Origin of the sequence: Acinetobacter sp. LF10, from assembly GCF_048585715.1 — a bacterium.
GTDB lineage: Bacteria > Pseudomonadota > Gammaproteobacteria > Pseudomonadales > Moraxellaceae > Acinetobacter.
In genome coordinates this window covers 3,096,783-3,120,371 of sequence record NZ_CP184160.1, presented here as the reverse complement: position 1 = coordinate 3,120,371, position 23,589 = coordinate 3,096,783, and the positions used below count along the sequence as shown (strand labels likewise).

Genomic DNA, 23,589 nt, shown 5'->3' with positions numbered 1-23,589 from the left:
TGAAGCAGCACTTCATGCCAGTTTTACGCCAAGCGCTCTGCGCGAGGCAGTAGGCTTACGGTATTTGAAAAACTTTTAAAATAGATCAAAAAAGCCGACTTGGAAAAGTCGGCTTTTTGCTGTTTACGATAAATTAAATCTTAAATATTTGATTTTTATTAGATACTCTAATTTAATTTCGCATAAGCCGTATTATGTTAATTTCAGAGAAACTACTTAATAAAGTTCTTATACCCAAGATTTAAACATCTTTGATCCTAGACAGTATCGTGGACAACCGATCCCTCTAAATTCTTGAAATATTTCTGTTCAAAGGCTTCTGGACTTAACCAGCCATTTGCAGAATGCCTTCTGATTCGATTGTAGTAAACTTCAATATACTCAAACAAGATAGCATTTGCCTCTTTTCTCGTAGAAAATACACTGCCATGTACTACATGCCCCTTCAGGGTATGGAAGAAGCTTTTGGTCACTGCATTGTCCCAACAGTTTCCTCGTCTAGACATGCTTTGAATACAGTTATTCGTCAATAATAGCGCCCTAAAATCACGACTACAGTACTGACTACCTTGATCCGAATGCACCATGACACCCGTTGGATAACCCTGACGAGCCATTGCATAATTAAACGCATCACACACCAATTGGCGGTCTATTCGATGGCTGGTTTGCCAACCCACAATACGACGGCTGAATAGATCTAGCATCACACATAAATACAGCCAGCCTTCTTTAGTTCGGATATAGGTAATATCCGTTGTCCAAACTTTATTAGGCTGAGTAACTGTAAATTGGCGATCCAACAAATTTGATGCTGTAGACAAACGATGGTTTGAATCAGTCGTATGCTTGTATTTACGTGCAATCCTACTACGTAAACCAAGCTTTTTTAGCATCCTTCCAACGGTACGTTCGCTCATGCGATAACCTAAATCACGCATGTCATGTACCAATGACGGTGCACCCAAGCGCGCATGATGCTGCCAATATACAACTTTTAAATCATTGTATTTCTGCGCTGTATTGGTCTGGCGTTTTCGCCAGGCATAATAGCCTGAAGTGCTGACATCTAGGCATTTACAGACAGAAGACACAGTGACTTCATTCACATCCATATCTTGAATTACCGTGTACTTTTCTTGGCATGATCTGTCAGAAAGTACACATGCGCTTTTTTTAAGATGTCATTGGCTTCCTTGAGCTGTTTGACTTCTTTTTCTAATTCCAATATCCGCTGTTGTTCAGGAGAAAGTTGACGTTTGCTTGAACCTACTGGATTGGCTTCACGAATCCATTTATCTAAGGTTGAATAACCCACACCTAATTTATGGGCGATTGCAGCTATAGGCTCGTGGGAGTTTGAAAGTGCATGATCAATTGCTTGCTGTTTAAATTCCGGACTAAAACGTTTAGCCATTTCTTGGATCTCCAAAGATTGAAGTTACGTTATCTTTAGAGGGACATGCTGTCCATTATTTTGGCTAGGATCACTTTTCCATTCTCTGAACTGCCTTCCTATATTCTTTATTGGATACGTAATTAGCCCCACCACAGATTTCCGCATCCTGATCAATAGTTAAGGACCTAGACTCTCGATAATTTAAAATTACATCTAAAATTAAATAGCTTGGAATGTATCGAGCTTTATCATCTGAACCCGAAATATACATTCCTGCCCATTTGATCTCCGATTCATTTATTGTAAATACAGTTCCACCACACATTCCTGAGTAATCAAATCCACGTGGTCTAAGCAACTGAATACAATTACTATTTCCTATATTGATGCCGTAATCATACCATCTGGTAAATAAGGTACTATGTGTGGCAGTTCGTGTGATAGGAACTACATCATTGTCCTCCCAAAAATAGGGATTTTTTTCTGCAGGATAGCCACTAAATCCCATAAGACTATTATTTATTTCAGACTTAGATTTCACAACATTGTTTAAGTTATTTAAATTCACATAGTTTTTAACTGGCTGCATTGGGTAATATATTTCTAGTAAGCATAAATCTTCTAAATCAATTCCTTCAGCAGTTTCAAATACTCTTAGTTTGAATATTTCTCCAATAAACCATATTTTTCTTACGTAAAGAAAATCAAGAAGTGAATCTGAAAAGCTATCTGACTTATTAATCCAATAAGGTGAATGATTATAAAAATTGTTTAATTGTATTTCATCGCCTATATCGTCTCTAAACTTTTGTAAACAGTGTCTTGCTGTAAGGAAAAAATATTTGTAATTAAACCAGATTAATACTCCTGATACATGAGATCCAACAGCTGTAGGTTTATAACGACCTTCCATTCCGCCATCCGAGTGGACTTTAAGTAGTCGTCTACTAGATTTAGTGACAGGATCATTTGAAGAGCCCAAGATTAGTTCTAATATTCCTAAAGTAATCATATATATTAATGGTTTATCTAGATTGTTGATGATTTTATATGAAAACCAATTTATAAACTTGATTATGTCCCCATTTAACATAATGGGCGTTATATGAAATTAAATTTAAAAAGTTTAAACTTTTCAAATTGTTAAGGATTTTGTTGGCATTTTATAAAAGGTAGAATAGTTGTGTTTGAAACAACTTGATTGTTTTTTAAACATATCTGACATCTATTGCCAATAACAAGAGCGCTCAGTCGCTCTTTTTTTATTACTTAACTTTCCTAAAGTCCTTTCTTTAAAGTAAATAACGCATTAAATATCAAAATCTTAAAATTTAAAGATATATCTTATCTTGCTATAAGATCGTTTAAGATATATCTTATAATTCATAAATTAATCAATATGAGAAAAATAAAGATGAAACACGCATCAGATCATCGTGAAAACGAACGGGATATTCACCATCGCGAGCATCACCGTACAGGTCGCCGTGGACGTTTATTTGAATCAGGACGTATGAAACTGTTAGTTCTGCATTTAATTCAGCAAAATCCTAAACATGGCTATGAAATTATTAAAGAAATTAGTGATTTAGTCGGTGATGGCTATACACCAAGCGCAGGAACAATTTATCCAACACTGACTAGCTTAGAAGAAATGAACTGTATTTCTTTACTGGATGCCGAACGTAAGCAATACCAAGTCACTGAATATGGCGAGACTTATCTAAAAGATCAGCAGGAAATGCTGACCGCTTTGTTGGAAAAACTACGGATTCGACGTGAAATTCATAACAACGATCAACTGATAGAGATCCATCGAGCAATGGAAAATCTAAAAACAGCATTACGATTAAAACTCAATATTGCTGATCTACAGCAAGAACAAATTTATCAAATTGCTGAAAAGATTGATCAAGCCGCAATTGCGATTGGACGTTTATAAGTTGGGGGCGAAAGATGTTAGCGCTACAGCAGAAAATTAAACAGGCAGGATTACGAGTGACGCATCCACGCATGGCAGTTTTATCTTTACTGGTACAACAGACGGATGACCTCACCGTGAAACAAATTTACCAAGGTCTAAACCTACAAAAGCAGCAGTTAAGTTTGGCAACCGTCTATCGCGTGGTGAGTGATCTTGTCTTGGCAGGTTTGTTGGTGAGTTATCAATTCCATCGTGCTGAAACTAAATTTAGTCTTCCGCGAGTTTCTAAAAAATCAATTGCTACAAATTCGCTGTGCAGATTTAACCACAGCAAAACAAGCACGATTTTTACAGTCCTTAGAAGCCGTATTTACTCAATTTCAAATTGATTTGATGCAGATCGAAATCAAAGAGAATGTTTAATTAAAAATTCATTGGAGCAAATGATGAAACAACATCAATACCATGTCACGGTACAGCATTTAAAAGATGCGAAAGGACAAGTCTCAACTTATACCGAGAAATTAGAGTTTTATAAAGGAAATCATGACGATATTTTTGAGATCGTTGAGCGTTTGAAAAAAGCCGAGTTGTTCGATGATCAAACTACAAAATCTTTTGCAGTGGGGCTAAAACTTTTTAGTGAAGTGATGCTGGAAAATAAAGATCATCCACTATTCGAAGAATTCTTGCCGCAGTTCGGTCAATTTATGAAGAATCTAAAGCAACATGTAAAGAAACAGGTTGAATGAGTGTGGGGGCAAATAGCATGCAACAAACAAAGAAGACTTTCTTTACTAAATTACCTGCAAAATATGCTGCTTGGATTATGCCTTTATTGCTATCAGGTTTAATGAGTGGCACTTTGTCACTGATCAATATGCTGATTAATTTAGGGTTAACCACAAATTTTATAAGCCACTGGTTAAATGCTTGGATGCTATCTTGGTTGATTGCTTATCCTGTAGTTTTGATTTTTCTACCTTTGGTCAGACGTTTGACAGGCTTAATTGTGGAGATGCCATCACATTGATTGATCCTGTTCATGCATTGTGAAAAATAAATGCAAGATTGTCTCATTGATAGCACTCTGCGTATTACCAAAAGACTATATTGAATGATGATTGTATTGTTAAGATCAGTAAAACAACTCATTGCAATAGCATAGGTAAAAGAGAGCGATATCATGAGCAATAATAACGATTACGATATTTCTAACTCCAAAGATTGTGAAACTTATATCAATCAGTTTATTCAAGAATTCACGATTCGCTCGGCAGAAATTGGTAAGGGCACAGTCATTAAGCGAGCCTTGCCGAGTCGTCAGAAGCGTTTGGTGGGGGCGTGGTGTTTCCTTGATCATGCAGGGCCTGTGAGTTTCCCTGCGGGAGATGGTTTAGATGTTGGGCCACACCCACATATTGGTTTGCAGACATTTACATGGATGATTGAAGGCACCATGATGCATACTGATAGTCTGGGTTCAAAACAACTGATTCGTCCAAAGCAAGTGAATTTAATGACGGCAGGTCATGGAATTTCTCATACTGAAGTTGCACCTGAGACTGAAACTAAAATGCATGCGGCACAACTTTGGATTGCTTTGCCTGATGACAAGCACAATATGGAGCCAATGTTTGAACACTATCCAGAGCTACCTGTCGTAACTAAAGATCAGGTTGAATTTACCATTTTAGTGGGGGATTTCCTTGATACGGTTTCTCCTGTGCAAGTACATACACCTTTGGTTGGTGTGGACTTAACCGCACAAGCGAATACTAAAACCCGTATTCCACTCAATCCAAACTTTGAATATGCCTTTATGGCACTTGAAGGCATTGCTCAGGTAAATGGGCATGAACTCAATGCCGATAATATGGTGGTGTTGGAAACGGGGCTGACTGAAATCGAAGTTGAACTGACTGAAGGTCATCGTGTGTTACTCATCGGGGGTGAACCGTTTGAGTCGCCAATTTTGCTGTGGTGGAACTTCGTTGGACGTACCATGCAAGATTTACAGCAAGCACGGGAAGATTGGATCAATCATGATCCCCGTTTTGGTGAAATTCCTGATTATCAAGGTAAGCGTCTCGAAGCACCTGTATTACCTGAGCAAATGAGGGCTTCAAAATGAGTGTGATTGCGAGTGCAAAAGTTCAGGCTTTAGCCGAACCGTGGAAAGGAGAGGTGACAAGTGGAACACACCAATTTCTAACCGATAAACCCGAATCTTTTGGAGGGCATGATACAGGGCCAGCGCCCTATGATTTTCTGACTGCAAGTTTAGCATCATGCACCATGATTACCTTACGCATGTATGCACAGCATAAGCAAATTGATTTGGGTGAATTTACGGTTGAGGTGGACTTTCACACCAATCGTGAACAACAGGAACGAATCGAGCGTCGAGTAATATTTAAACAACCGATTTCACAAGACTTACAAGAAAAATTTCTCAATGTATGTAGCAAAACACCAGTTACTAAAACTTTGTTACGCAGTTTAGACATACAGACCGTGATTGTTTAAGACTAAAGTGCTATTGTGCTTGGGCGAAACATAATTCTAAGTGTAACTGTGAGAGGGATTAGAACCGCAGTTACACAGTAAAAAAGCAGGCACAAAAATGATTACCTTACATTACCTACAATGCTCACGTTCATTCCGTATCCTGTGGGCATTAGAAGAACTTGGTGTGGATTACCAAGTTGAGTATTATCAAAGGTCACCTAGTTATGCAGCCCCTGAAAGCCTTAAACAAATTCATCCTTTAGGAAAAGCACCAATTCTGGTTGATGATGAAGAGGTTATTGTAGAATCTGCTGTTATTTTGGATTATTTGCAACAGCAGTATGATGGGCAGCAAAAATTTAAACCAGAACAAGCAAAAGACCAGCGGCAATATTCCTATTGGATGCACTATGCAGAAGGCTCTCTTATGCCATTGTTGGTGATGACTCTCGTCATCAATAATGTAAGCAAACATGTTCCGTGGGTTATTCGCCCTGTTGCTGAAAAAATTACCAATGGTATAAAAGCTGGTTTTGTTCGTCCTCGTGTAAAAGAACATATTCTCTATCTTGAACAGTATTTGGCAGAACATGATTATTTCGCGGGAGACTTTTCTTTTGCAGATATTCAAATGGCATTTCCACTGATTGCAATCCAAAAACGTTTACATGGTAAATATCCGAATATTCAAGCCTTTGTCCAACGTGTTCAGCAGCGTTCAGCATTTCAGCACGCTGAGCAAAAAAGTTTGCATTCGCAGTGTGCATAAATTTTCAAACATGAAAAAAGGGAGAACAACGGGTTCTCCCTTTTTTCATTCATGAAGATTTTTATCGTTTAATTACAATTGAATCAATACCACTGTGTTGCAAGGTTTGTTGAGCAGCAAGTGCTGCATCTTGGCTATCATAAGGACCAGAGAAAACACGATACCATGTTTGCCCATTCTCAACGGTTTTTATGATATCGGCAGATAAACCATTCAAAATAATTTCCGCACGACGTGCATCAGCGCTATCTGGATCTGGATAGCTACGTACTTGTAAGATATAACTGGCTTGAACTGGTGTGGTTGTTTCAGTCGATGTGATGGTTGTTGGGTCTGCTGTGGTTGTTTCAGGTTTTGGTGATTCGATAATCACAACATTACCTTCTTGTTTTGTTTCAGGGACAGCTTGTTCAGGAATTGGCGTGACTTGTTGTTGGGGTAACAAGTCATAGAAACGATAGTCCTTATTGGTGTCTTCTTCGTAATGTTCAGAAGTGACTTGATTCTTTGCGGGGACGGGTTGCCACGGCTGCCATAGCATTAACATGACGCCTGCACAAAGGATCGCAAGAATTGCGACAAGCATTCCTAACCACTTGGGAACAAGTGGTTTTTTGGGCTTGTTTGGTCGTTCAGATACACCACGTTGCGTTTTTCCAAACACCTGAAATTCCTCTTGATCCTAATCCTATTAGGTTATTTGTAACTTGAAACTGCTTAAAAACAAAGCATTATGTTTAAAATAATGCTTTGTTTGTTTTACGATCTGGGTAATGTTGCAAGAGCATTGCTTTGCTAATTACATTTCTACGCGGGCATAGTCCTTGTCTTGCGACAATGTGCAAAGCGTTGCTTTGCTAGTTACATTGTCTCAGGCGCAGATACACCGAGTAATTCTAAGCCATTGTGCAGAACTTGCTGTACGTTGATTGAAAGTAATAAACGTGCTTGTGTAAGTGTCACATCATCGCCAAGGACTTTATGTTCGTTGTACCAACCGTGGAATAAGGCTGCTAACTCTTTCAGATAGTTGCCAATTTGATGTGGTTCATACGCATTTGCTGCACGTACTAAAATATCTGGATAAGCGGCAAGTTTCGCTAAAATTTCAGTTTCAGCATCAAGCTCTAAACGTTTTGCATGTTCACGTGCCGAAACAGCATCAAAACTGAGATGTGTAGATGCTGCTTTTTCTAACATACGGCAAATACGGGCATGCGCATATTGAATGTAATACACGGCATTATCTTTGCTTTGAGAAACTGCAAGGTCTAAGTCAAAGTCGATGTGTTGTTCAGACTTACGCATCACGTAGTAGAAACGTGCAGCATCGTTGCCTACTTCTTGACGTAGGTCACGTAAAGTCACGAACTGACCCGAACGAGATGACATTTGCACCATCTCGCCACCACGCCATAAGCTCACGAACTGAACCAAAAGCACGGTCAATTTCTTCGAGTCATAACCCATTGCATCAATGGCTGCTTTCACACGTGAGATATAGCCGTGGTGGTCTGAACCCCAAATATCAATCAGGTCGGTATAGCCACGTTGTAACTTATTTAAGTGGTAAGCAATGTCAGATGCAAAATAAGTGGTTTGACCATTACGACGTTTGACTACACGGTCTTTCTCATCGCCAAATTCAGTTGATTTAAACCAAATATTGCCATCTTTTTCATAGAGAAAGCCACGTTGATCAAGCGTCGCAAGTGCTTCATCAATTTTTTCGGTTAGCGAAGCTTCGCTGAACCATTCATCAAAAGTCACGCCAAAGTCAGCAAGGTCATCTTTGATATCATCCAAAATGGCATGTAACGCTGCTTGGTGGAATACGCGATAACCCGCACCTAACTGTTGTTGTGAATTGGCAATTAAGCCATCAATGTGTTTTTCTTTATCGCCAGCAAGGACAACTTTATTGCCTTCAGCATCGAGTTCTTCGGCATATTGAACGTCTTCAGGCACATCTTTATAAATGTCAGCAACTGGACGAACGTGTGCATCGCCATCTTTATCAATAATGCTCTGTGCGATTTCTTTAACATAGTCGCCTTGATAGGCATTTTTAGGGAAAACAAGCGTTTGCCCAGTCAATTCTAAATAACGTAAATAAGTTGATGTTGCCAAAATATCCATTTGGCGACCTGCATCATTGACATAGTATTCACGGTCAACTTGTGCACCTGTTGCTTCTAAAAGGTTAGCAACAGTCATGCCGTAAGCTGCACCACGACCATGTCCCACATGCAGACTAGATGTTGGGTTTGCAGAAACAAATTCGACTTGGATTTTTTTAGCTGCATTGGCTTGGCTGCGTCCATATTGGTCTTTTTGTGCTTGAATTTGATCAAGTACAGCGAAGCGTTGGTCTGCATTTAAAAAGAAGTTAATAAAACCAGGGCCTGCGATTTCTGCCTTTGTAATGTCAGCGACTTCAGGCAGTGCTGCTAAGATTTTTTCAGCTAGATCACGTGGTTTCATACCAGCAGCTTTAGAGCCGATCATGGCAATATTGGATGCAAAGTCACCGTGACTTCGGTCTTTGGTACGGGTTAAATGGCTCGTGTTTGTCCAATCTGAAGGAAGTACCCCTTGTTGTTGAAGGGATTGTACCGCATGATCAAGAGCTGCTTGTATTGCCGTATTCATAGTTACCGAAATAAATGTCGCGGAAAAACGTCAAATATAGCAAATTTTAGTGGCTTAAGGGGAGAGTCATTGCAGCTGAATTAACATATTCCTATAAATCTTTCGAGTTTAGTGATTAGAGATGCTGTGCTTACAACATCTTTTCTCTTGTGTTATAGATTAAAGAATACGAGAACCTTTAATCCATCGCATTTTGCGACCAAATTTATAATTATCACCTTCAATACTTAAAATTAAGACGGCTTGATTTAATGGCATATTATTTTGAATTTGTTGTAAAACATCCTCAATTCGCTTTTTATTGGTGAATTGGTACCAACGAGTCGTTGAAAATGCCAAGACATAACAAGGTAAATGTGTCAAATAATCAACTTTCTTTTTGACGAAATATCCTTTCTTTAAATCCTTAATTTTGCTCAACGCATCTGTGAGCTGTTGTAACTCGATTGAGCTTAAATCATGCGGAGTGAACTTATTGTTTAAGTGAAGTTCATTTCGCTCGTGTTGTGCAAAACTCTCTAATTCAAGACGTTTTACAAGTAAGTGGTGATAATGTTGTGCTTGATCTGGTTGTCCTTGTTGCCAATAAAAATCACGTAGTCTTTCATAGCAAGTTGTCATCATGAATTCATTGAGTTCTGTGGCACGAATCATGTAGACACAACCTTGATCATCATTTTTTTCTAATAATGCTCTGCCATATTCCAAACAAATTTCAGCATGTTCTGGTGCTTTTTCATGAAGTGCTGCCAATTGTTGACATGCTTGCTCTGTTTGTTTGGCAATAAATAGCGTGAGTTGAGCACGTTCAAATGCTTCATCAATATTCAAATCATCGGTCTGTTGTTTTTGATCAAGTTCGATAAGGCGCTGTTTGCCACCTTGAATGAACTGGTATCTTTCTTGCCATGAAGACGAAATATTATTTTGCCACATTTGGTCAAAAGTGGCGGTTACTTTTTCGAGTTGCTTGCCAAGTAGGCGATCTGCACGTTGTTCAGCAGAAGGATATTTAAACTCAGGAACTACCCCGATTGCTTTTAAACGATCTTGTAATGATGGATGCGTATCAAGATGCGTTGTCATTTGTTGCATCGACACTGACAACCATGCTGTAGTATTTTCTTTCTCTAATTCATGTGTCAGAGCATGGGTGAGATTAAAGAAAGGTGTCATCACTGGTTGTGGCATATCATCCGCATGTTTATAAATTTCAGTCCAATATTTTTCATCAAGATATTGGCTAATAATACTCACAGTGATTAATGCCTCGGCTGTAGATTGCGAAGAGGTTAGTTGAACTGCGATGGCATCTGCTTCATATTCATTTGCCTGTGCAAGAGGGAAAGAATAAGCCGTAAAGTACGGGACAAAGCGATTGAGAAAAGGTCTAAATAAGAAGTCTCCGCGGCTTTGATTCTGTTCTAATACCTCGACTAACTGCGTCCAACGAATACGTTGACGATAAATCCAATTTGAAAATTGTGCATGATTTTTCGCGAGATGACCAAATTCATGAGCTAGAACCGCAGTAAATTGAGCTACGGTTAAGGACTTAAGTAATGGCAACCCTAACAATAAATAATTTTGAGAAGAGCCTAAACCCAGAAAACGCGGGATTTGAACAACGCCAGCATTTAAGTCTCCTACGATAAGCACTTTATGAAAATCAGGTGCATTGAGCTGTTGTTGTAATTTATGAATAATCTCAAATAATTCAGGAGCATCTGTAGCAGTAATTGCATAACCCTGAGGTGGTATTTGCTTAACCCACAAAGATCGTAAAATGACCCAAATAAAAAAACCAACGATTAGAATGAGTTTAATTGCAAAAGCTTTTAAAAATAGAATCGACATCAGTAATAAGGGAATGAGGGCTAATAAGAATAAAATCATGATTCCTATATATAAATTTCCTAAAATAGCCAGCATAAATACTTTTAATTGATAGGCTTTAGGATTTTTTTTGATTTTCTCTTGTAGCTTGAGAATGAGCTTTTCAAATCTTTCATTTTCTGAATATTGCGTATTGTTCATATTTTTTCTTTAAACTGATTATGATTTAAATAATTCTCTTTGCAGTATATTAGATCGAGTTGGATGCTATTTATGCTGCAAAGTTTTTTTATTATATTGAAGAAATTTTATTCTTTTCAATTCTAAATTTTATAATTCAATAACTTCTTCGAGTAATTCATCACTTGGTGCGAAATAATATGCCCCATCAATCGCTGTGGTAAAATGCAATAAACGGTCATGAATACCATCACCTGTGGTACCAAACATTCGTTTTAACATGGCATCAATAATGCTCAAATTATTGGTATAGGCAACAAAAAATAGACCTTGTTCACCTTTACCATCACCATAAGGCAAACTGTGACGCAAGATTTCCATTTCTTCGCCATCCTCATCTTCTACTACAGTACGAGCGACATGCGAATTTTGGGGTTTGATGTCATCATCAAGTTCAATAGATTCAAGTTTGGTACGTCCAAAAACATGTTCTTGAGCATCGACTTTGAGTTGTTGCCATTTTGCTAAATCATGAATATAGCGTTGTGCAAAAATAAAGCTGCCATCTGCAAAAGCGCCAGCTGTTTCTGCAAGGAGGGCAGCTTCAGCACGGTCATCTGGAAATTGAGGATTTTCTGTACCATCAATAAAGCCTGTCATATCGCGACCATCAAAGAAACGGAAACACGCGCGTTCATCTAAAACATCAACTTTGTTTTGAATGCCACTGAAGAATGCTTGACTGATGGCAAAGCAAATATCGGCACGAGCGCTGGCGATATGAATAAACACATCGGCGGGTACGACAGGCATATTAAACGCCCCTTGTTGAGGGTCGAGTTGTTTAAACCCCTCAGGCGTTTGTGAATAAAGTCTCGACCAAAGCTCAGGGCCAAATGCAATCGCAGTTTTAATCTGATCATTTGGGTGTTGAGTGATAAGACGATCACGAGTTGAAAGCAGAGCTTCAATCTGCTGCTTGAGTTCCGAAATACTTAAATCTTTTAAACGCAAAACAATAAAACGAGCATGGTCGGATGGTAATGGAAGAATGACGGATTGAGCAGTCATGAAGCTCTCCTTGGTTCGTTATTTTTAAATGATACAAAGATATGATTTTGCCCGATGTGAGCAGTGCTTAATAGCTTACTTTTGACGATTTTTACGATATTGATAATCGTTAAATAATAGTCGACATAGCATCCAAGCATTGGATGCTAAGATTGGAAACATTTAATTGGTTTTAAAATTTGGTATGAATTTTTGTACTGCAAAAATAACTGCGAAGCAAAGCGCCATACATAAAACGATACTCAGACCTGTGGCAATATTTAACGCCGCACTAGACCATAAGCCAACCGTCACACCCAATTGAGCCAGTATAAATGCCCAAATCACCATTTGTTTAGGTGAATGTGCAAGTAAGCGTGCGCTTAGTGCAGGAATCACCAGTAATGCACCCATAAGGAGTGAGCCGACAGCGCGGAGCGCAAGTACAGTAAATAAAGCCAGTAATAGCATGAAAATTAAACGTTGCCAGTTGGCACTGACTCCTTCGCTCATGGCAATATCAGGGTCAATCGCAATTTGGATTTGCGCTGACCATGAGCGATAAAGCACAGCCAGAGAACTCACAATGACCACGGCAAACATGGGTAAATCAGCCCACTCGATACTGAGTAGATCACCGAACAAATAGCTCAATAATTCGGGACGTAAACTCGGAATATGCTGAATCAAGAGCAAGCCTGAGCAGAGTAAGGTTGCTGAGCTTAGAGCGAGGAGGGCATCATTGGGTAGGCGAGAATCATGCAGCACCCATAAAATTGCTACCAATAATGCAGCTAAACTGGCTACACCTAACCAAAAAGGTAAATGCAATAAACCTGCAATCGCGACACCCAGTAAAGTTCCGTGGGCCATGGTGTCGGCAAAAAAAGACATTCTGCGCCAAAGCATCAGGCAGCCGAGTGGTGCTGTCAGGAATACCAGTAGCGACCCCATAATCCAAGCAGGTAATAGTAGTTGTAACCATTCCATCATTGCTTAGACCTTTGGTTCGGGGTGAATATGTGGGCGTGGATCATGAGAACAGGGTTCGGCATGGTCACTATGCCCACAATGATTGTGATGATGCTGATAGAACATCCGTTGCGTACCAAAAATTGCTTGGTATTCAGGATGCTGCTGAATGCTTTCAGGTAAACCACTACAGCAAATGTGCTTATTGAGACAGACCACGCGATGCGTACCTTGCATCACCCATTGCAAATCATGTGAGACCATTAACACTGCGCAACCATAACGTTCAGGTAAGCTGCGGACATAGTCGTAGAGTTCAGCTTCGGATTGAATATCCAAACCTTGCATTGGCTCATCAAGCACTAAAATATCAGGTTGACGTAGTAAAGCACGTGCGAGTAAAACCCGTTGTCGTTCACCGCCTGACAGTTGTTGTACTTTGGAGGACAGCAGTTTTTGAATCCCTGTATCACGACTAATTTCTTCACGTAAATCAGCAGTGCAAATTTCTAAATCAAGTAAGTCTTGAACACGTAAGGGAAGACTGGCTGAAGGGTTGAATTTTTGTGGGACGTAAGCCAGTTTTAATTTCTTGGAAAAGTGAACTTTTCCTTTATTGGGTGACATGATGCCGAGTAAGACTTTAATTAACGTCGACTTACCTGCACCATTTGGCCCTATGAGCGTTACAATTTCTTTTGCTTGTAATGCAAAATCAATATTTCTCAAAATATCCCGCTCATCACGTCGAACAGAAATATTCTCCAATTGAATAAGTGGAGTGCTTACTGACGTGTGTTGCACTGATGACATTTTCCAGAAATTTCAATGATGCTGTGCTGTGCAAAAAATTGATCAGAAGCAGCAAGTTGATCAAGCTGTTGAATCAAGCCTTGTGCTGAAGCCTCTTTCACTGAATGACATTCAGTACAAATCAGAAAGGCAGCTTGGTGTCCTTCACGTGGATGACAACACGGAATATAAGCATTGATAGAGGTTAATCTATGAATTAAGCCTTTTTCTAGTAAAAAGTCTAAAGTACGATAAACCGTAGGTGGGGCAGCAGGGCGGTCTGCTTGTCCTTTAATTTTAGCCAATAAATCATAAGCCCCCATCGGTGCAGAAGCATTTAGAATGAGTTCAAGCACTTCTTTACGCAAAGGGGTTAGGCGAGCGCCAACCGCAGCACATAAACTTTCTGCTTCAGCAAGTCGAGCTTTAATATCGTGATGACCGTGGACACCATGTAAAGCATTGTCATGTTCATGAGAACAAGAACCCATAAGTTGACCCCATTATTTTTGTAGAATCTATTGATTGTTCATAAGCCGTAGCTTTTATTGACGTTTCAATAGACTCGCTATCATAACATGCAATTCAGGATAACGAGCTATATATAAGTTAAGCGCGTGGCGGATAGAGTAATGAATCTTAAAATAGCCATAGGCATTTTTTAACTTTTGTTATATTATAACGTGTTCTGCTGAATTGAGTACTGTTGAGATGTTACGCCTTTTTGTTTTTGTTTTCTTTTCGATGTTAAGTACATGGGGATGGACTCAAAGTTTGGTGGTCTCAACACATCCGATTTATTTAATTGCTAAAGAGATTACAGCAGGTGTGGAAGAACCTATTCTGTTACTTGGTGATCAAAGCGGACATGATGTACAACTCACACCTGCACATCGTAAGGCAATTCAAGACGCTTCATTGGTATTATGGTTAGGTAAAGTGCATGAAGCACCTTTAGAAAAGTTACTTAATAAAAATCCTAAAGCAATTGCACTTTTAGATTCAGGTATTTTGACGATCTTGCCACAAAGAAGTTTACGTGGTGCTGCATTAGCAAACACTGTAGATAGCCATGTGTGGTTAGAGCCAAATAATGCAGTGCGAATCGCTTTCTTTATTGCAACTTTACGTTCACAACAATATCCAGAAAATAAAGCCAAGTATATGGCAAATGCGAAAGAGTTTTCGCAACAAATGCTACAGGCTTCACAGCAATATGAAAGCTCGAATAAAGCCAAACCTTATTGGTCGTATCATGATGCTTATCAATACTTAGAGCGAGCGCTCAATTTAAAATTTGCAGGTGCTTTAACAGATGATCCGCATATTGCACCTACTGTTACCCAAATTAAATTCTTAAAAGATAATCGACCTAAAACACAAATGTGTCTATTGGCTGAAGTGTCAGCAAGTCGTAGTCAATATCAAAAGTTGAATCCAGTAGAGTTTCAAGCTGTAGATGAAAGTATGCGTGGTGAAGAGGATTTTGTTACTGCATGGAAAAAATTGGCTTCAAAAACCGATAAATGCATATTAAGTACGCAAAAATGATGAAAAAAATAAAAATGAGTTGACTCTATCGTCAGGAAATATGCTAACGAAAAAAACCGACTTAGGTCGAGAAAAGATTGCATGTTCAGGGGTGTAACTCTATAATGCCTGCGATTCGAAACGATCATCAATAAAACTTGTCAAGCAGTTATGTTGTGAGTGGATAAAAAATGAGCCAAACTAGTCGCATGATTGACCGACGATTAGCAAAAGCTTTGGTCTTCTTACAAGCGTGTATGATTCCAGTTGCAGCTTTGCTTGCGTGGATGATGAAAGACACAACTGCTGCTTTGAGTGCTGCACTTGGGGCTTTGGTCTGTTGGTTAGCACATTGTTATTTTGCTTGGCAGTCGTTTAGAACGGCAGGCGCAAGAGCATCAAAACAAGTCATGCTCAATATGTATCGAGGAATGCTTGGCAAGTTTGCAATTGTGATTGTGGGTTTTATTTTAATTTTAAGCAATGTTAAGCCACTGTCACCGGTTGCATTGTTTGGTGGATTTATACTTGTTCAGGCAATGACGTGGGTTGCACCTTTTTGGGCATCACGATTACAGAAACGAGTGTAAGACACATTTTGAGATTTTTGGAAGTGGAAACGAGATCGTTGCAGTTCGCATGATTTGTTTCGCTTCTTTTTAATGATTGACATTGACCAGGTGTGATTTATGGCTGCTGAAGAACATGCCCTGACTTCGACCGAGTATATCAAGCATCACTTGACCAATATGACCTATGGCAAAATGCCAGATGGTTCATGGAAGTTGGCTGAGACTGCTGAAGAAGCTCATTCGATGGGGTTCACTGCAATTCACTTGGATTCAATGGGTTGGTCTATCGGACTTGGTGTTATTTTCTGTTTGTTATTTTGGACAGTTGCGAAAGCTGCAAATGCTGGCGTTCCAACTAAATTCCAATCTGCAATTGAAATGATTATCGAGTTTGTGGACTCAAGTGTCCGTGATACTTTTCATGGCAAATCACGCTTAATTGCTCCACTTTCATTGACGATTTTCGTGTGGATTTTCCTCATGAATACAATGGATTTGATCCCTGTTGACTGGATTCCTTTCATCGCTCAACACATCGGCGCAAGCGTATTTGGTATGGACCCTCACCACGTTTATTTCAAGGTTGTTCCATCTACTGATCCAAACATTACCTTAGGTATGTCATTGTCAGTATTTGTTTTAATCTTGTTCTACAGTATCCGAGAAAAGGGTATTGGTGGATTCGTTGGCGAGTTGGCACTTAACCCATTTAACCCAAGTAACCCAGTTGCAAAAGCGTTATTGATTCCAGTGAACTTGATTTTGGAATTAGTAACTTTTCTTGCTCGACCAGTTTCGTTGGCTCTACGACTGTTCGGTAACATGTATGCGGGTGAGTTAATCTTCATCTTAATCGCGTTATTACCGTTCTGGATTCAATGGGCGTTATCTGTGCCTTGGGCTATTTTCCACATTCTTGTAATCACGTTGCAAGCATTCATCTTTATGATGCTAACCATCGTTTACTTGAGCATGGCAAGCGAAAAGCATTAATGGTATTGCCTAATTATCAATCGATGGTTAGGCTTAAATTTTAGTTTAATTTGGTAATAACCTAACCTCTGAGGAATTTTTCATGGAACTCACTTTAGGTCTAGTTGCAATTGCATCTGCTATCTTGATCGCTTTTGGTGCTTTAGGTACTGCGATTGGCTTCGGTCTTTTAGGTGGCCGCTTCTTAGAAGCTGTTGCTCGTCAACCAGAATTGGCTCCACAACTTCAAACTCGTATGTTCTTAATTGCGGGTCTTCTTGATGCTGTGCCTATGATCGGTGTTGGTATTGGCTTGTTCTTCATCTTCGCTAATCCATTTGTAGGTTAATAGCTTAATTCCTAAATCCACATATTGAGGAATAGCGAAATGAATATCAACCTCACATTGATTGGTCAGGCGATATCATTTGCGATTTTTGTCGCATTTTGTATGAAATTCGTTTGGCCACCACTAATCAATGCGATTAGTGAGCGTCAGCGTAAAATTGCTGATGGCTTAAATGCTGCTGAAAAAGCAAAAGCTGACCTTGCTGATGCGCAAGCACAAGTTAAGGCAGAATTAGACGCAGCAAAAGCACAAGCGGCTCAATTGATCGAACAAGCGAACCGTCGTGCAGCACAATTGGTAGAAGAAGCGCGTACCCAAGCATCTGCTGAAGGTGAGCGTATTCGTCAACAGGCGAAAGAAACTGTTGATCAAGACATCAATGCTGCTCGCGAAGAATTACGTCAACAAGTTGCTGCTTTGGCAGTTGCTGGCGCAGAAAAAATTCTGAACCAACAAGTTGACGCAGAAGCTCATAATGCCATGCTGACTCAGCTGGCTGCTAAACTTTAAGCGAGGCGAAATATGGCTGAACTCTTGACGTTGGCACGCCCATACGCTAAGGCAGCATTTGCTTATGCATCTGAGCAAAATGCAACTGACTCTTGGTCAAATGCATTACAACTGCTCAGTGCTGCGGTGCAAGATGAAGCATTTTCCGCTTATTTAAATCGCCCTGAGTTGACTCCTGCGGAGCAGGTAAGTCTTTTTGCGAAAGTTTTAGGTGAAGATCAATCACAAGCTGTGTCGAACTTTTTGACATTACTTGCAGATAATGATCGTTTAGTTTTATTGCCTGAAATTGCAGCAGAATACGAATTACTTAAATCGCAGAACAACAACACTTTGGAAGTAGAGATTGAATCTGCTTTTCCATTAGATGCGACACAAGAGCATATTTTAGCTCATGCGCTTGAAAAACGTTTTAACAGAACTGTTCATGTGACTGTTAGCGTTAATCCAGCGTTAATCGCAGGTGTTGTGATTCATGCAGGCGACCAAGTGATAGATGACTCTGCGCTTAACAAGCTTGAAAAAATGCGGACTCGTCTTCTTGCGTAATAGCAAAAAGACTGAACTTAAAAAAGATTGAGGAATAGCGCAATGCAACAACTGAATCCATCCGAGATCAGTGCGCTCATTAAACAGCGTATCGGCGATCTGGACACCAGCGCGACCGCGAAGAATGAAGGTACCATCGTCATGGTATCTGACGGTATCGTGCGTATTCACGGTCTTGCGGATGCAATGTACGGTGAAATGATCGAATTCGACGGCGGCTTATTTGGTATGGCACTGAACCTAGAACAGGATTCAGTGGGTGCCGTTGTTTTAGGTAACTACCTAAGCCTGCAAGAAGGTCAAAAAGCTCGTTGTACAGGTCGTGTATTAGAAGTTCCGGTTGGTCCAGAACTTCTAGGCCGTGTCGTAGATGCTTTAGGTAACCCAATTGATGGTAAAGGCCCAATTGATGCAAAATTAACTGATGCTGTTGAAAAAGTAGCACCAGGCGTAATTTGGCGTCAATCAGTCGACGAACCTGTTCAAACTGGTTATAAATCAGTTGATACCATGATCCCTGTAGGTCGTGGTCAGCGTGAGTTGATTATTGGTGACCGTCAAACTGGTAAAACAGCAATGGCGATCGATGCGATCATCGCTCAGAAAAATTCTGGCATTAAATGTGTATACGTTGCGATTGGTCAAAAACAATCAACAATTGCAAACGTGGTACGTAAGCTAGAAGAAACTGGCGCTATGGCGTATACAACTGTTGTCGCAGCTGCGGCAGCTGATCCTGCAGCAATGCAGTATTTAGCTCCGTACTCTGGTTGTACAATGGGTGAATACTTCCGTGATCGTGGTGAAGATGCATTAATTATTTATGATGATTTGTCTAAGCAAGCTGTTGCTTACCGTCAAATTTCATTGTTATTACGTCGTCCACCAGGTCGTGAAGCGTATCCAGGTGACGTATTCTATCTTCACTCACGTCTTCTTGAGCGTGCTTCGCGCGTTTCAGCTGATTACGTTGAGAAATTCACTAACGGTGCAGTAACTGGTCAAACTGGTTCTTTAACTGCATTACCGATTATTGAAACTCAAGCGGGTGATGTATCTGCATTCGTACCAACCAACGTAATTTCGATTACTGACGGTCAGATCTTCTTAGAAACATCATTATTCAACGCAGGTATTCGTCCTGCTGTGAACGCGGGTATCTCTGTATCGCGTGTTGGTGGTTCTGCTCAAACTAAGATCATCAAAAAATTGTCTGGTGGTATCCGTACTGCTTTAGCACAATACCGTGAATTGGCTGCGTTTGCTCAGTTCGCTTCTGATCTTGATGAAGCAACTCGTAAGCAACTTGAGCATGGTCAACGTGTAACTGAGTTAATGAAGCAAAAACAATATGCTCCTTACTCAATTGCTGACCAAGCTGTTTCTGTTTATGCATCTAACGAAGGCTATATGGCTGACGTAGAAGTGAAGAAAATCGTAGACTTTGATACTGCGTTAATTTCTTACTTCCGTTCTGAATATGCTGCGTTAATGCAACAGATCGATGAAACTGGTGATTATAACAAAGACATCGAAGCAGCAATCAAATCAGGTATTGAGAGCTTCAAAGCGACTCAAACTTACTAAGTTTACCTTTAGTTAAGTTTGGTTCACGGATCAACCTTCGAAAGCTCGAAAGGGCTTTCGAATACTAGGTTAAGCGTATGGCAAATTTAAAAGAAATTCGCGCCAAAGTAGCTAGTATCAAGAGCACGCAAAAGATTACTCGCGCGATGCAAATGGTAGCTGCTTCTAAAATGCGTCGTGCGCAAGAGCGCATGGCTCAGGGCCGTCCGTATGCCGATAATATGCGCCGTGTAATTGCTCACTTAGTTCAAGCAAACCCTGAATACAAACACCGTTATATGGTTGACCGCCCAGTTAAGCGTGTTGGCTATATCGTAGTGTCTTCAGATCGTGGCTTGGCGGGTGGCTTGAACATTAACTTGTTCAAGAAAGTTGTGCAGCATGTCAAAGCACAACAACAGCAGTCAATTGAAGTTGAATTTGCTTTGATTGGTCAAAAAGCGGTTTCGTTTTTTAAGAATTACGGCGGTAAAGTGCTTGGTGCAACGACCCAACTTGGCGATGCGCCGAGTTTGGAACAGTTAACTGGCTCTGTACAAGTAATGCTTGATGCATTTGATAAAGGCGAATTAGATCGTATCTATCTCGTATCAAATGGTTTCGTCAATGCAATGACTCAACAGCCTAAAGTAGAACAACTTGTTCCTTTAGCACCAGCGCAAGCAGGCGATGATCTCAACCGTACTTATGGTTGGGACTATATCTACGAACCAGAAGCAGAAGAATTGTTAAATGGTTTGTTGGTTCGCTATATCGAGTCTATGGTTTATCAAGGTGTGATTGAAAACGTTGCATGTGAGCAATCTGCTCGTATGGTCGCGATGAAAGCAGCGACGGACAACGCAGGACAATTGATTAAAGACCTACAACTCATTTACAACAAGCTGCGTCAAGCCGCGATTACTCAGGAAATTTCCGAGATCGTTGGCGGTGCCGCTGCCGTTTAACATTATTAAGTTTGAATTGAGGAGACAGCAATGAGTAGCGGTCGTATCATTCAGATCATCGGCGCGGTTATCGACGTCGAGTTTGAGCGCAATAGCGTTCCTAAGATCTATGACGCTCTCCAAGTTGACGGTACTGAAACTACATTAGAAGTTCAGCAACAGCTTGGCGATGGTGTTGTTCGTACCATCGCAATGGGTTCTACAGAAGGTCTTAAACGTGGTCTTAATGTAACCAGTACAAATGCACCGATTTCTGTTCCAGTTGGCCCAGCTACGCTTGGTCGTATTATGGACGTTTTAGGTCGCCCTATTGATGAAGCAGGTCCTGTAGCGACTGAAGCGCGTTTGCCAATTCACCGTCAAGCGCCTTCTTATGCTGAACAAGCAGCTTCTACTGATCTTTTAGAAACAGGTATTAAAGTCATCGACTTACTTTGCCCGTTTGCAAAAGGTGGTAAAGTTGGTTTATTCGGTGGTGCGGGTGTTGGTAAAACCGTTAACATGATGGAGTTGATCAACAACATCGCGAAAGCACACTCAGGTTTATCTGTGTTTGCTGGTGTTGGTGAGCGTACTCGTGAAGGTAACGACTTCTATCACGAAATGAAAGATTCTAACGTTCTTGACAAAGTAGCAATGGTCTACGGTCAGATGAACGAGCCACCAGGTAACCGTTTACGCGTAGCGTTAACTGGTTTGACTATGGCTGAATACTTCCGTGATGAAAAAGACGAAAATGGTAAAGGTCGTGACGTATTATTATTCGTCGACAACATCTACCGTTATACACTTGCAGGTACTGAAGTATCAGCATTGTTAGGTCGTATGCCATCTGCGGTAGGTTACCAACCGACACTTGCAGAAGAAATGGGTGTTCTTCAAGAGCGTATTACGTCTACTAAGTCTGGTTCGATCACATCGATCCAAGCTGTATACGTACCTGCGGATGACTTGACTGACCCATCGCCTGCGACTACATTTGCTCACTTAGATGCAACAGTAGTATTGAGCCGTGACATCGCATCTTCTGGTATTTACCCAGCGATCGATCCACTTGACTCAACTTCACGTCAGTTAGACCCATTGGTTGTTGGTACTGAGCATTATGAAATTGCACGTTCTGTACAGAACGTATTGCAGCGTTATAAAGAGCTTAAAGACATCATCGCAATCTTGGGTATGGATGAGTTAGCAGAAGAAGATAAATTGGTTGTTTACCGTGCGCGTAAAATCCAACGTTTCTTCTCTCAACCATTCCACGTAGCTGAAGTGTTTACTGGTGCTCCTGGTAAATTAGTACCACTTAAAGAAACGATTCGTGGCTTTAAAGGTCTATTAGCTGGTGAATACGATCACATCCCAGAACAAGCGTTCTATATGGTTGGTGGTATTGACGAAGTGATTGCTAAAGCTGAGAAACTCTAATTTAAGGAGATCATCTCATGGCGACTATGCAATGTGATGTCGTAAGTGTTAAAGAGTCTATTTACTCTGGACAAGTTACGATGTTAATCGCAAAAGGTGCGGGTGGTGAGCTAGGTATTTTACCAGGGCATGCGCCACTTGTAACTTTACTCCAACCGGGACCGATCCGTGTTCAGTTGGAAAATGGTACAGAAGAAATCGTGTATGTATCAGGCGGTGTGTTAGAAGTTCAACCTCATGTTGTTACGGTGCTTGCAGATACTGCAATCCGTGCTGACAACTTAGATGAAGCTGCAATTATGGAAGCTCGTAAACAAGCTGAACAATTGTTAGCAAATCAAAAGAGTGATTTGGACTCGGCTGCTGCTCTTGCTGCGCTTGCAGAAACTGCGGCTCAGCTTGAAACCATCCGTAAAATCAAGAATCGTGCAATGTAATTGCAGATTTAAGATTGAGAAAGCCGCCGAAAGGTGGCTTTTTTTTGCTAAAAAAATAATAAGATGAGGCTTTAGAGCAGTAGATAAATCTTTGATCTAAATTTTTATTCAATCAATAGCACTTATAAAAATTTGATTAGGAAAAGTATGTTAGCAAGTAATGTCTTAAAGTTGCGTTTAGATCGCATTGAGCAACAAGGGCATCATTTATCAGTTAGAAATCAACTGAAGCTTGTTACATTAGCTCAGCCAGAATTAACAGCAGGCTTTTATTCCCACTGCTTCAGCTGACTTTACCCAAAACATGGCATTTTCAGCATCATACAACTGATGAGATAGTATGTTTATTACGCTTGATCGAGCTAATTATTCGTACTTTTATTCCTAAATATAAGCAACATGCTCATCGTTTTGCATGGTTTGAACAGTGCCTAGCATTTCGTTTGCAGTATGCAAATCAACCGTATAAAAGAGCGGATACACAGGCGTTATTGGAACAACAAGGGCATCAGATACTTTGGCTTCCTGCATACAGTCCTGATTTAAATCCTATAGAAAAGATGTGGGCATGGGTTAAACGCAAGCGTAAATAGTGGTTGGTTGATTCAATTGATCAATTATTTCGG

At 40.2% G+C, this 23,589-nt stretch carries 26 protein-coding genes and 2 pseudogenes; 19 read left to right on the top strand and 9 right to left on the bottom strand.

The genetic code is table 11. The features are described from left to right. Window positions 1–257: 257 nt before the first annotated feature. Both ACN19N_RS14990 and ACN19N_RS14985 read right to left on the bottom strand, forming a co-directional pair. Window positions 258–1,417 (bottom strand): IS3 family transposase gene (locus tag ACN19N_RS14990; RefSeq protein WP_420001664.1). Its coding sequence is split into 2 segments (ribosomal slippage): window positions 258–1,183 and window positions 1,183–1,417, totalling 1,161 coding nucleotides; the frame shifts between segments, so codons are not numbered across the junction. Window positions 1,418–1,487: 70 nt separating this feature from the next. After that, window positions 1,488–2,312, bottom strand: a complete 825-nt coding sequence (locus ACN19N_RS14985; protein WP_420001663.1) for a hypothetical protein — start codon at window positions 2,310–2,312, stop codon at window positions 1,488–1,490. A 501-nt stretch (window positions 2,313–2,813) separates the two neighbouring features. Between ACN19N_RS14985 and ACN19N_RS14980 the strand changes: the two genes are divergently transcribed. From ACN19N_RS14980 to ACN19N_RS14950, 7 genes and pseudogenes are all read left to right on the top strand, one after another. Beyond that, window positions 2,814–3,341 (top strand): PadR family transcriptional regulator, encoded by a 528-nt coding sequence (locus tag ACN19N_RS14980; RefSeq protein WP_420001662.1) that lies wholly within the window; start codon window positions 2,814–2,816, stop codon window positions 3,339–3,341. Between the two features lie 14 nt (window positions 3,342–3,355). Continuing rightward, a pseudogene (locus ACN19N_RS14975) lies at window positions 3,356–3,746 on the top strand (Fur family transcriptional regulator). A gap of 23 nt (window positions 3,747–3,769) precedes the next feature. Continuing rightward, a complete protein-coding gene (locus tag ACN19N_RS14970) occupies window positions 3,770–4,075 on the top strand; it encodes a DUF3861 domain-containing protein (RefSeq protein WP_420001661.1) in 306 nt (101 codons plus the stop codon). A 17-nt stretch (window positions 4,076–4,092) separates the two neighbouring features. Beyond that, a complete protein-coding gene (locus ACN19N_RS14965) occupies window positions 4,093–4,356 on the top strand; it encodes a DUF2798 domain-containing protein (RefSeq protein ID WP_269229113.1) in 264 nt (87 codons plus the stop codon). 153 nt (window positions 4,357–4,509) lie between these two features. Further along, window positions 4,510–5,457, top strand: coding sequence for a pirin family protein (locus ACN19N_RS14960; RefSeq protein WP_420001660.1), 948 nt, complete (start codon window positions 4,510–4,512; stop codon window positions 5,455–5,457). After that, on the top strand, window positions 5,454–5,852 hold the full coding sequence (locus tag ACN19N_RS14955; protein ID WP_420001659.1) for an OsmC family protein: 399 nt from the start codon (window positions 5,454–5,456) through the stop codon (window positions 5,850–5,852). Before ACN19N_RS14960 ends, ACN19N_RS14955 begins: the two co-directional genes overlap by 4 nt. 97 nt (window positions 5,853–5,949) lie before the next feature. Continuing rightward, entirely contained in the window at window positions 5,950–6,603 is a 654-nt protein-coding gene (locus ACN19N_RS14950; RefSeq protein ID WP_269229110.1) for a glutathione S-transferase family protein, read from the top strand. A gap of 61 nt (window positions 6,604–6,664) precedes the next feature. Here the strand turns inward: ACN19N_RS14950 and ACN19N_RS14945 are convergent, their stop codons facing one another. The 7 genes from ACN19N_RS14945 to ACN19N_RS14915 all read right to left on the bottom strand — a co-directional run bounded on the left by ACN19N_RS14945 (window position 6,665) and on the right by ACN19N_RS14915 (window position 14,576). Further along, window positions 6,665–7,267: an SPOR domain-containing protein gene (locus ACN19N_RS14945; protein WP_269229109.1), complete on the bottom strand. Its 603-nt coding sequence runs from the start codon at window positions 7,265–7,267 to the stop codon at window positions 6,665–6,667. A gap of 197 nt (window positions 7,268–7,464) precedes the next feature. Next, window positions 7,465–9,255 carry an arginine--tRNA ligase gene (gene argS, locus ACN19N_RS14940; RefSeq protein WP_420001658.1) on the bottom strand — a complete coding sequence of 597 codons (1,791 nt, stop codon included), beginning with the start codon at window positions 9,253–9,255 and terminating at the stop codon, window positions 7,465–7,467. 159 nt (window positions 9,256–9,414) lie between these two features. Then, window positions 9,415–11,292, bottom strand: a complete 1,878-nt coding sequence (locus tag ACN19N_RS14935; protein ID WP_420001657.1) for a M48 family metalloprotease — start codon at window positions 11,290–11,292, stop codon at window positions 9,415–9,417. 129 nt (window positions 11,293–11,421) lie between these two features. Further along, window positions 11,422–12,342: a Dyp-type peroxidase gene (locus ACN19N_RS14930; RefSeq protein WP_420001656.1), complete on the bottom strand. Its 921-nt coding sequence runs from the start codon at window positions 12,340–12,342 to the stop codon at window positions 11,422–11,424. A gap of 162 nt (window positions 12,343–12,504) precedes the next feature. Beyond that, window positions 12,505–13,314 (bottom strand): zinc ABC transporter permease subunit ZnuB, encoded by an 810-nt coding sequence (gene znuB, locus ACN19N_RS14925; protein ID WP_269229106.1) that lies wholly within the window; start codon window positions 13,312–13,314, stop codon window positions 12,505–12,507. Between the two features lie 3 nt (window positions 13,315–13,317). Next, complete coding sequence (gene znuC, locus ACN19N_RS14920; protein ID WP_241336834.1) at window positions 13,318–14,106, bottom strand: zinc ABC transporter ATP-binding protein ZnuC; 789 nt, start codon at window positions 14,104–14,106, stop codon at window positions 13,318–13,320. Then, window positions 14,079–14,576 carry a transcriptional repressor gene (locus ACN19N_RS14915; protein ID WP_241336832.1) on the bottom strand — a complete coding sequence of 166 codons (498 nt, stop codon included), beginning with the start codon at window positions 14,574–14,576 and terminating at the stop codon, window positions 14,079–14,081. The genes znuC and ACN19N_RS14915 overlap by 28 nt, the downstream gene beginning before the upstream one ends. Before the next feature lie 220 nt (window positions 14,577–14,796). Here ACN19N_RS14915 and ACN19N_RS14910 point away from each other — a divergent pair, with 220 nt between their 5' ends. From ACN19N_RS14910 to ACN19N_RS14855, 12 genes and pseudogenes are all read left to right on the top strand, one after another. Then, a complete protein-coding gene (locus tag ACN19N_RS14910) occupies window positions 14,797–15,636 on the top strand; it encodes a metal ABC transporter substrate-binding protein (RefSeq protein WP_269238867.1) in 840 nt (279 codons plus the stop codon). 170 nt (window positions 15,637–15,806) lie between these two features. After that, window positions 15,807–16,205 carry an ATP synthase subunit I gene (locus tag ACN19N_RS14905; protein WP_269229104.1) on the top strand — a complete coding sequence of 133 codons (399 nt, stop codon included), beginning with the start codon at window positions 15,807–15,809 and terminating at the stop codon, window positions 16,203–16,205. 99 nt (window positions 16,206–16,304) lie between these two features. Beyond that, window positions 16,305–17,180: a F0F1 ATP synthase subunit A gene (atpB, locus tag ACN19N_RS14900; RefSeq protein WP_269229103.1), complete on the top strand. Its 876-nt coding sequence runs from the start codon at window positions 16,305–16,307 to the stop codon at window positions 17,178–17,180. Window positions 17,181–17,262: 82 nt separating this feature from the next. Then, on the top strand, window positions 17,263–17,508 hold the full coding sequence (atpE, locus tag ACN19N_RS14895) for a F0F1 ATP synthase subunit C (RefSeq protein WP_000424060.1): 246 nt from the start codon (window positions 17,263–17,265) through the stop codon (window positions 17,506–17,508). Between the two features lie 39 nt (window positions 17,509–17,547). Next, a complete protein-coding gene (locus tag ACN19N_RS14890; protein ID WP_018678426.1) occupies window positions 17,548–18,018 on the top strand; it encodes a F0F1 ATP synthase subunit B in 471 nt (156 codons plus the stop codon). Window positions 18,019–18,030: 12 nt separating this feature from the next. Then, window positions 18,031–18,567, top strand: coding sequence for a F0F1 ATP synthase subunit delta (locus tag ACN19N_RS14885; RefSeq protein WP_004665206.1), 537 nt, complete (start codon window positions 18,031–18,033; stop codon window positions 18,565–18,567). Between the two features lie 42 nt (window positions 18,568–18,609). After that, window positions 18,610–20,154: a F0F1 ATP synthase subunit alpha gene (gene atpA, locus ACN19N_RS14880; protein WP_004665204.1), complete on the top strand. Its 1,545-nt coding sequence runs from the start codon at window positions 18,610–18,612 to the stop codon at window positions 20,152–20,154. A 77-nt stretch (window positions 20,155–20,231) separates the two neighbouring features. Further along, window positions 20,232–21,101, top strand: coding sequence for a F0F1 ATP synthase subunit gamma (atpG, locus tag ACN19N_RS14875; protein WP_004665202.1), 870 nt, complete (start codon window positions 20,232–20,234; stop codon window positions 21,099–21,101). Between the two features lie 30 nt (window positions 21,102–21,131). Continuing rightward, on the top strand, window positions 21,132–22,526 hold the full coding sequence (gene atpD, locus ACN19N_RS14870) for a F0F1 ATP synthase subunit beta (RefSeq protein WP_004665200.1): 1,395 nt from the start codon (window positions 21,132–21,134) through the stop codon (window positions 22,524–22,526). Between the two features lie 17 nt (window positions 22,527–22,543). Further along, window positions 22,544–22,963, top strand: a complete 420-nt coding sequence (locus ACN19N_RS14865) for a F0F1 ATP synthase subunit epsilon (RefSeq protein ID WP_004665198.1) — start codon at window positions 22,544–22,546, stop codon at window positions 22,961–22,963. A gap of 147 nt (window positions 22,964–23,110) precedes the next feature. Beyond that, window positions 23,111–23,463: pseudogene (locus ACN19N_RS14860) on the top strand (hypothetical protein); the annotation flags it as partial. Further along, entirely contained in the window at window positions 23,455–23,556 is a 102-nt protein-coding gene (locus ACN19N_RS14855; RefSeq protein ID WP_420002403.1) for a transposase, read from the top strand. The pseudogene ACN19N_RS14860 and the gene ACN19N_RS14855, both read left to right, overlap by 9 nt. Window positions 23,557–23,589: the final 33 nt, after the last annotated feature.

What these genes read in the sequence shown, in the direction of transcription:
- ACN19N_RS14985 (WP_420001663.1), bottom strand. Translation starts at nt 2,312, where the DNA reads ATGGAAGGTCGTTATAAACCTACAGCTGTTGGATCTCATGTATCAGGA.
- ACN19N_RS14980 (WP_420001662.1), top strand. Translation starts at nt 2,814, where the DNA reads ATGAAACACGCATCAGATCATCGTGAAAACGAACGGGATATTCACCAT.
- ACN19N_RS14970 (WP_420001661.1), top strand. Translation starts at nt 3,770, where the DNA reads ATGAAACAACATCAATACCATGTCACGGTACAGCATTTAAAAGATGCG.
- ACN19N_RS14965 (WP_269229113.1), top strand. Translation starts at nt 4,093, where the DNA reads ATGCAACAAACAAAGAAGACTTTCTTTACTAAATTACCTGCAAAATAT.
- ACN19N_RS14960 (WP_420001660.1), top strand. Translation starts at nt 4,510, where the DNA reads ATGAGCAATAATAACGATTACGATATTTCTAACTCCAAAGATTGTGAA.
- ACN19N_RS14955 (WP_420001659.1), top strand. Translation starts at nt 5,454, where the DNA reads ATGAGTGTGATTGCGAGTGCAAAAGTTCAGGCTTTAGCCGAACCGTGG.
- ACN19N_RS14950 (WP_269229110.1), top strand. Translation starts at nt 5,950, where the DNA reads ATGATTACCTTACATTACCTACAATGCTCACGTTCATTCCGTATCCTG.
- argS (WP_420001658.1), bottom strand. Translation starts at nt 9,255, where the DNA reads ATGAATACGGCAATACAAGCAGCTCTTGATCATGCGGTACAATCCCTT.
- ACN19N_RS14935 (WP_420001657.1), bottom strand. Translation starts at nt 11,292, where the DNA reads ATGAACAATACGCAATATTCAGAAAATGAAAGATTTGAAAAGCTCATT.
- ACN19N_RS14930 (WP_420001656.1), bottom strand. Translation starts at nt 12,342, where the DNA reads ATGACTGCTCAATCCGTCATTCTTCCATTACCATCCGACCATGCTCGT.
- znuB (WP_269229106.1), bottom strand. Translation starts at nt 13,314, where the DNA reads ATGATGGAATGGTTACAACTACTATTACCTGCTTGGATTATGGGGTCG.
- znuC (WP_241336834.1), bottom strand. Translation starts at nt 14,106, where the DNA reads ATGTCATCAGTGCAACACACGTCAGTAAGCACTCCACTTATTCAATTG.
- ACN19N_RS14915 (WP_241336832.1), bottom strand. Translation starts at nt 14,576, where the DNA reads ATGGGTTCTTGTTCTCATGAACATGACAATGCTTTACATGGTGTCCAC.
- ACN19N_RS14910 (WP_269238867.1), top strand. Translation starts at nt 14,797, where the DNA reads ATGTTACGCCTTTTTGTTTTTGTTTTCTTTTCGATGTTAAGTACATGG.
- ACN19N_RS14905 (WP_269229104.1), top strand. Translation starts at nt 15,807, where the DNA reads ATGAGCCAAACTAGTCGCATGATTGACCGACGATTAGCAAAAGCTTTG.
- atpB (WP_269229103.1), top strand. Translation starts at nt 16,305, where the DNA reads ATGGCTGCTGAAGAACATGCCCTGACTTCGACCGAGTATATCAAGCAT.
- atpE (WP_000424060.1), top strand. Translation starts at nt 17,263, where the DNA reads ATGGAACTCACTTTAGGTCTAGTTGCAATTGCATCTGCTATCTTGATC.
- ACN19N_RS14890 (WP_018678426.1), top strand. Translation starts at nt 17,548, where the DNA reads ATGAATATCAACCTCACATTGATTGGTCAGGCGATATCATTTGCGATT.
- ACN19N_RS14885 (WP_004665206.1), top strand. Translation starts at nt 18,031, where the DNA reads ATGGCTGAACTCTTGACGTTGGCACGCCCATACGCTAAGGCAGCATTT.
- atpA (WP_004665204.1), top strand. Translation starts at nt 18,610, where the DNA reads ATGCAACAACTGAATCCATCCGAGATCAGTGCGCTCATTAAACAGCGT.
- atpG (WP_004665202.1), top strand. Translation starts at nt 20,232, where the DNA reads ATGGCAAATTTAAAAGAAATTCGCGCCAAAGTAGCTAGTATCAAGAGC.
- atpD (WP_004665200.1), top strand. Translation starts at nt 21,132, where the DNA reads ATGAGTAGCGGTCGTATCATTCAGATCATCGGCGCGGTTATCGACGTC.
- ACN19N_RS14865 (WP_004665198.1), top strand. Translation starts at nt 22,544, where the DNA reads ATGGCGACTATGCAATGTGATGTCGTAAGTGTTAAAGAGTCTATTTAC.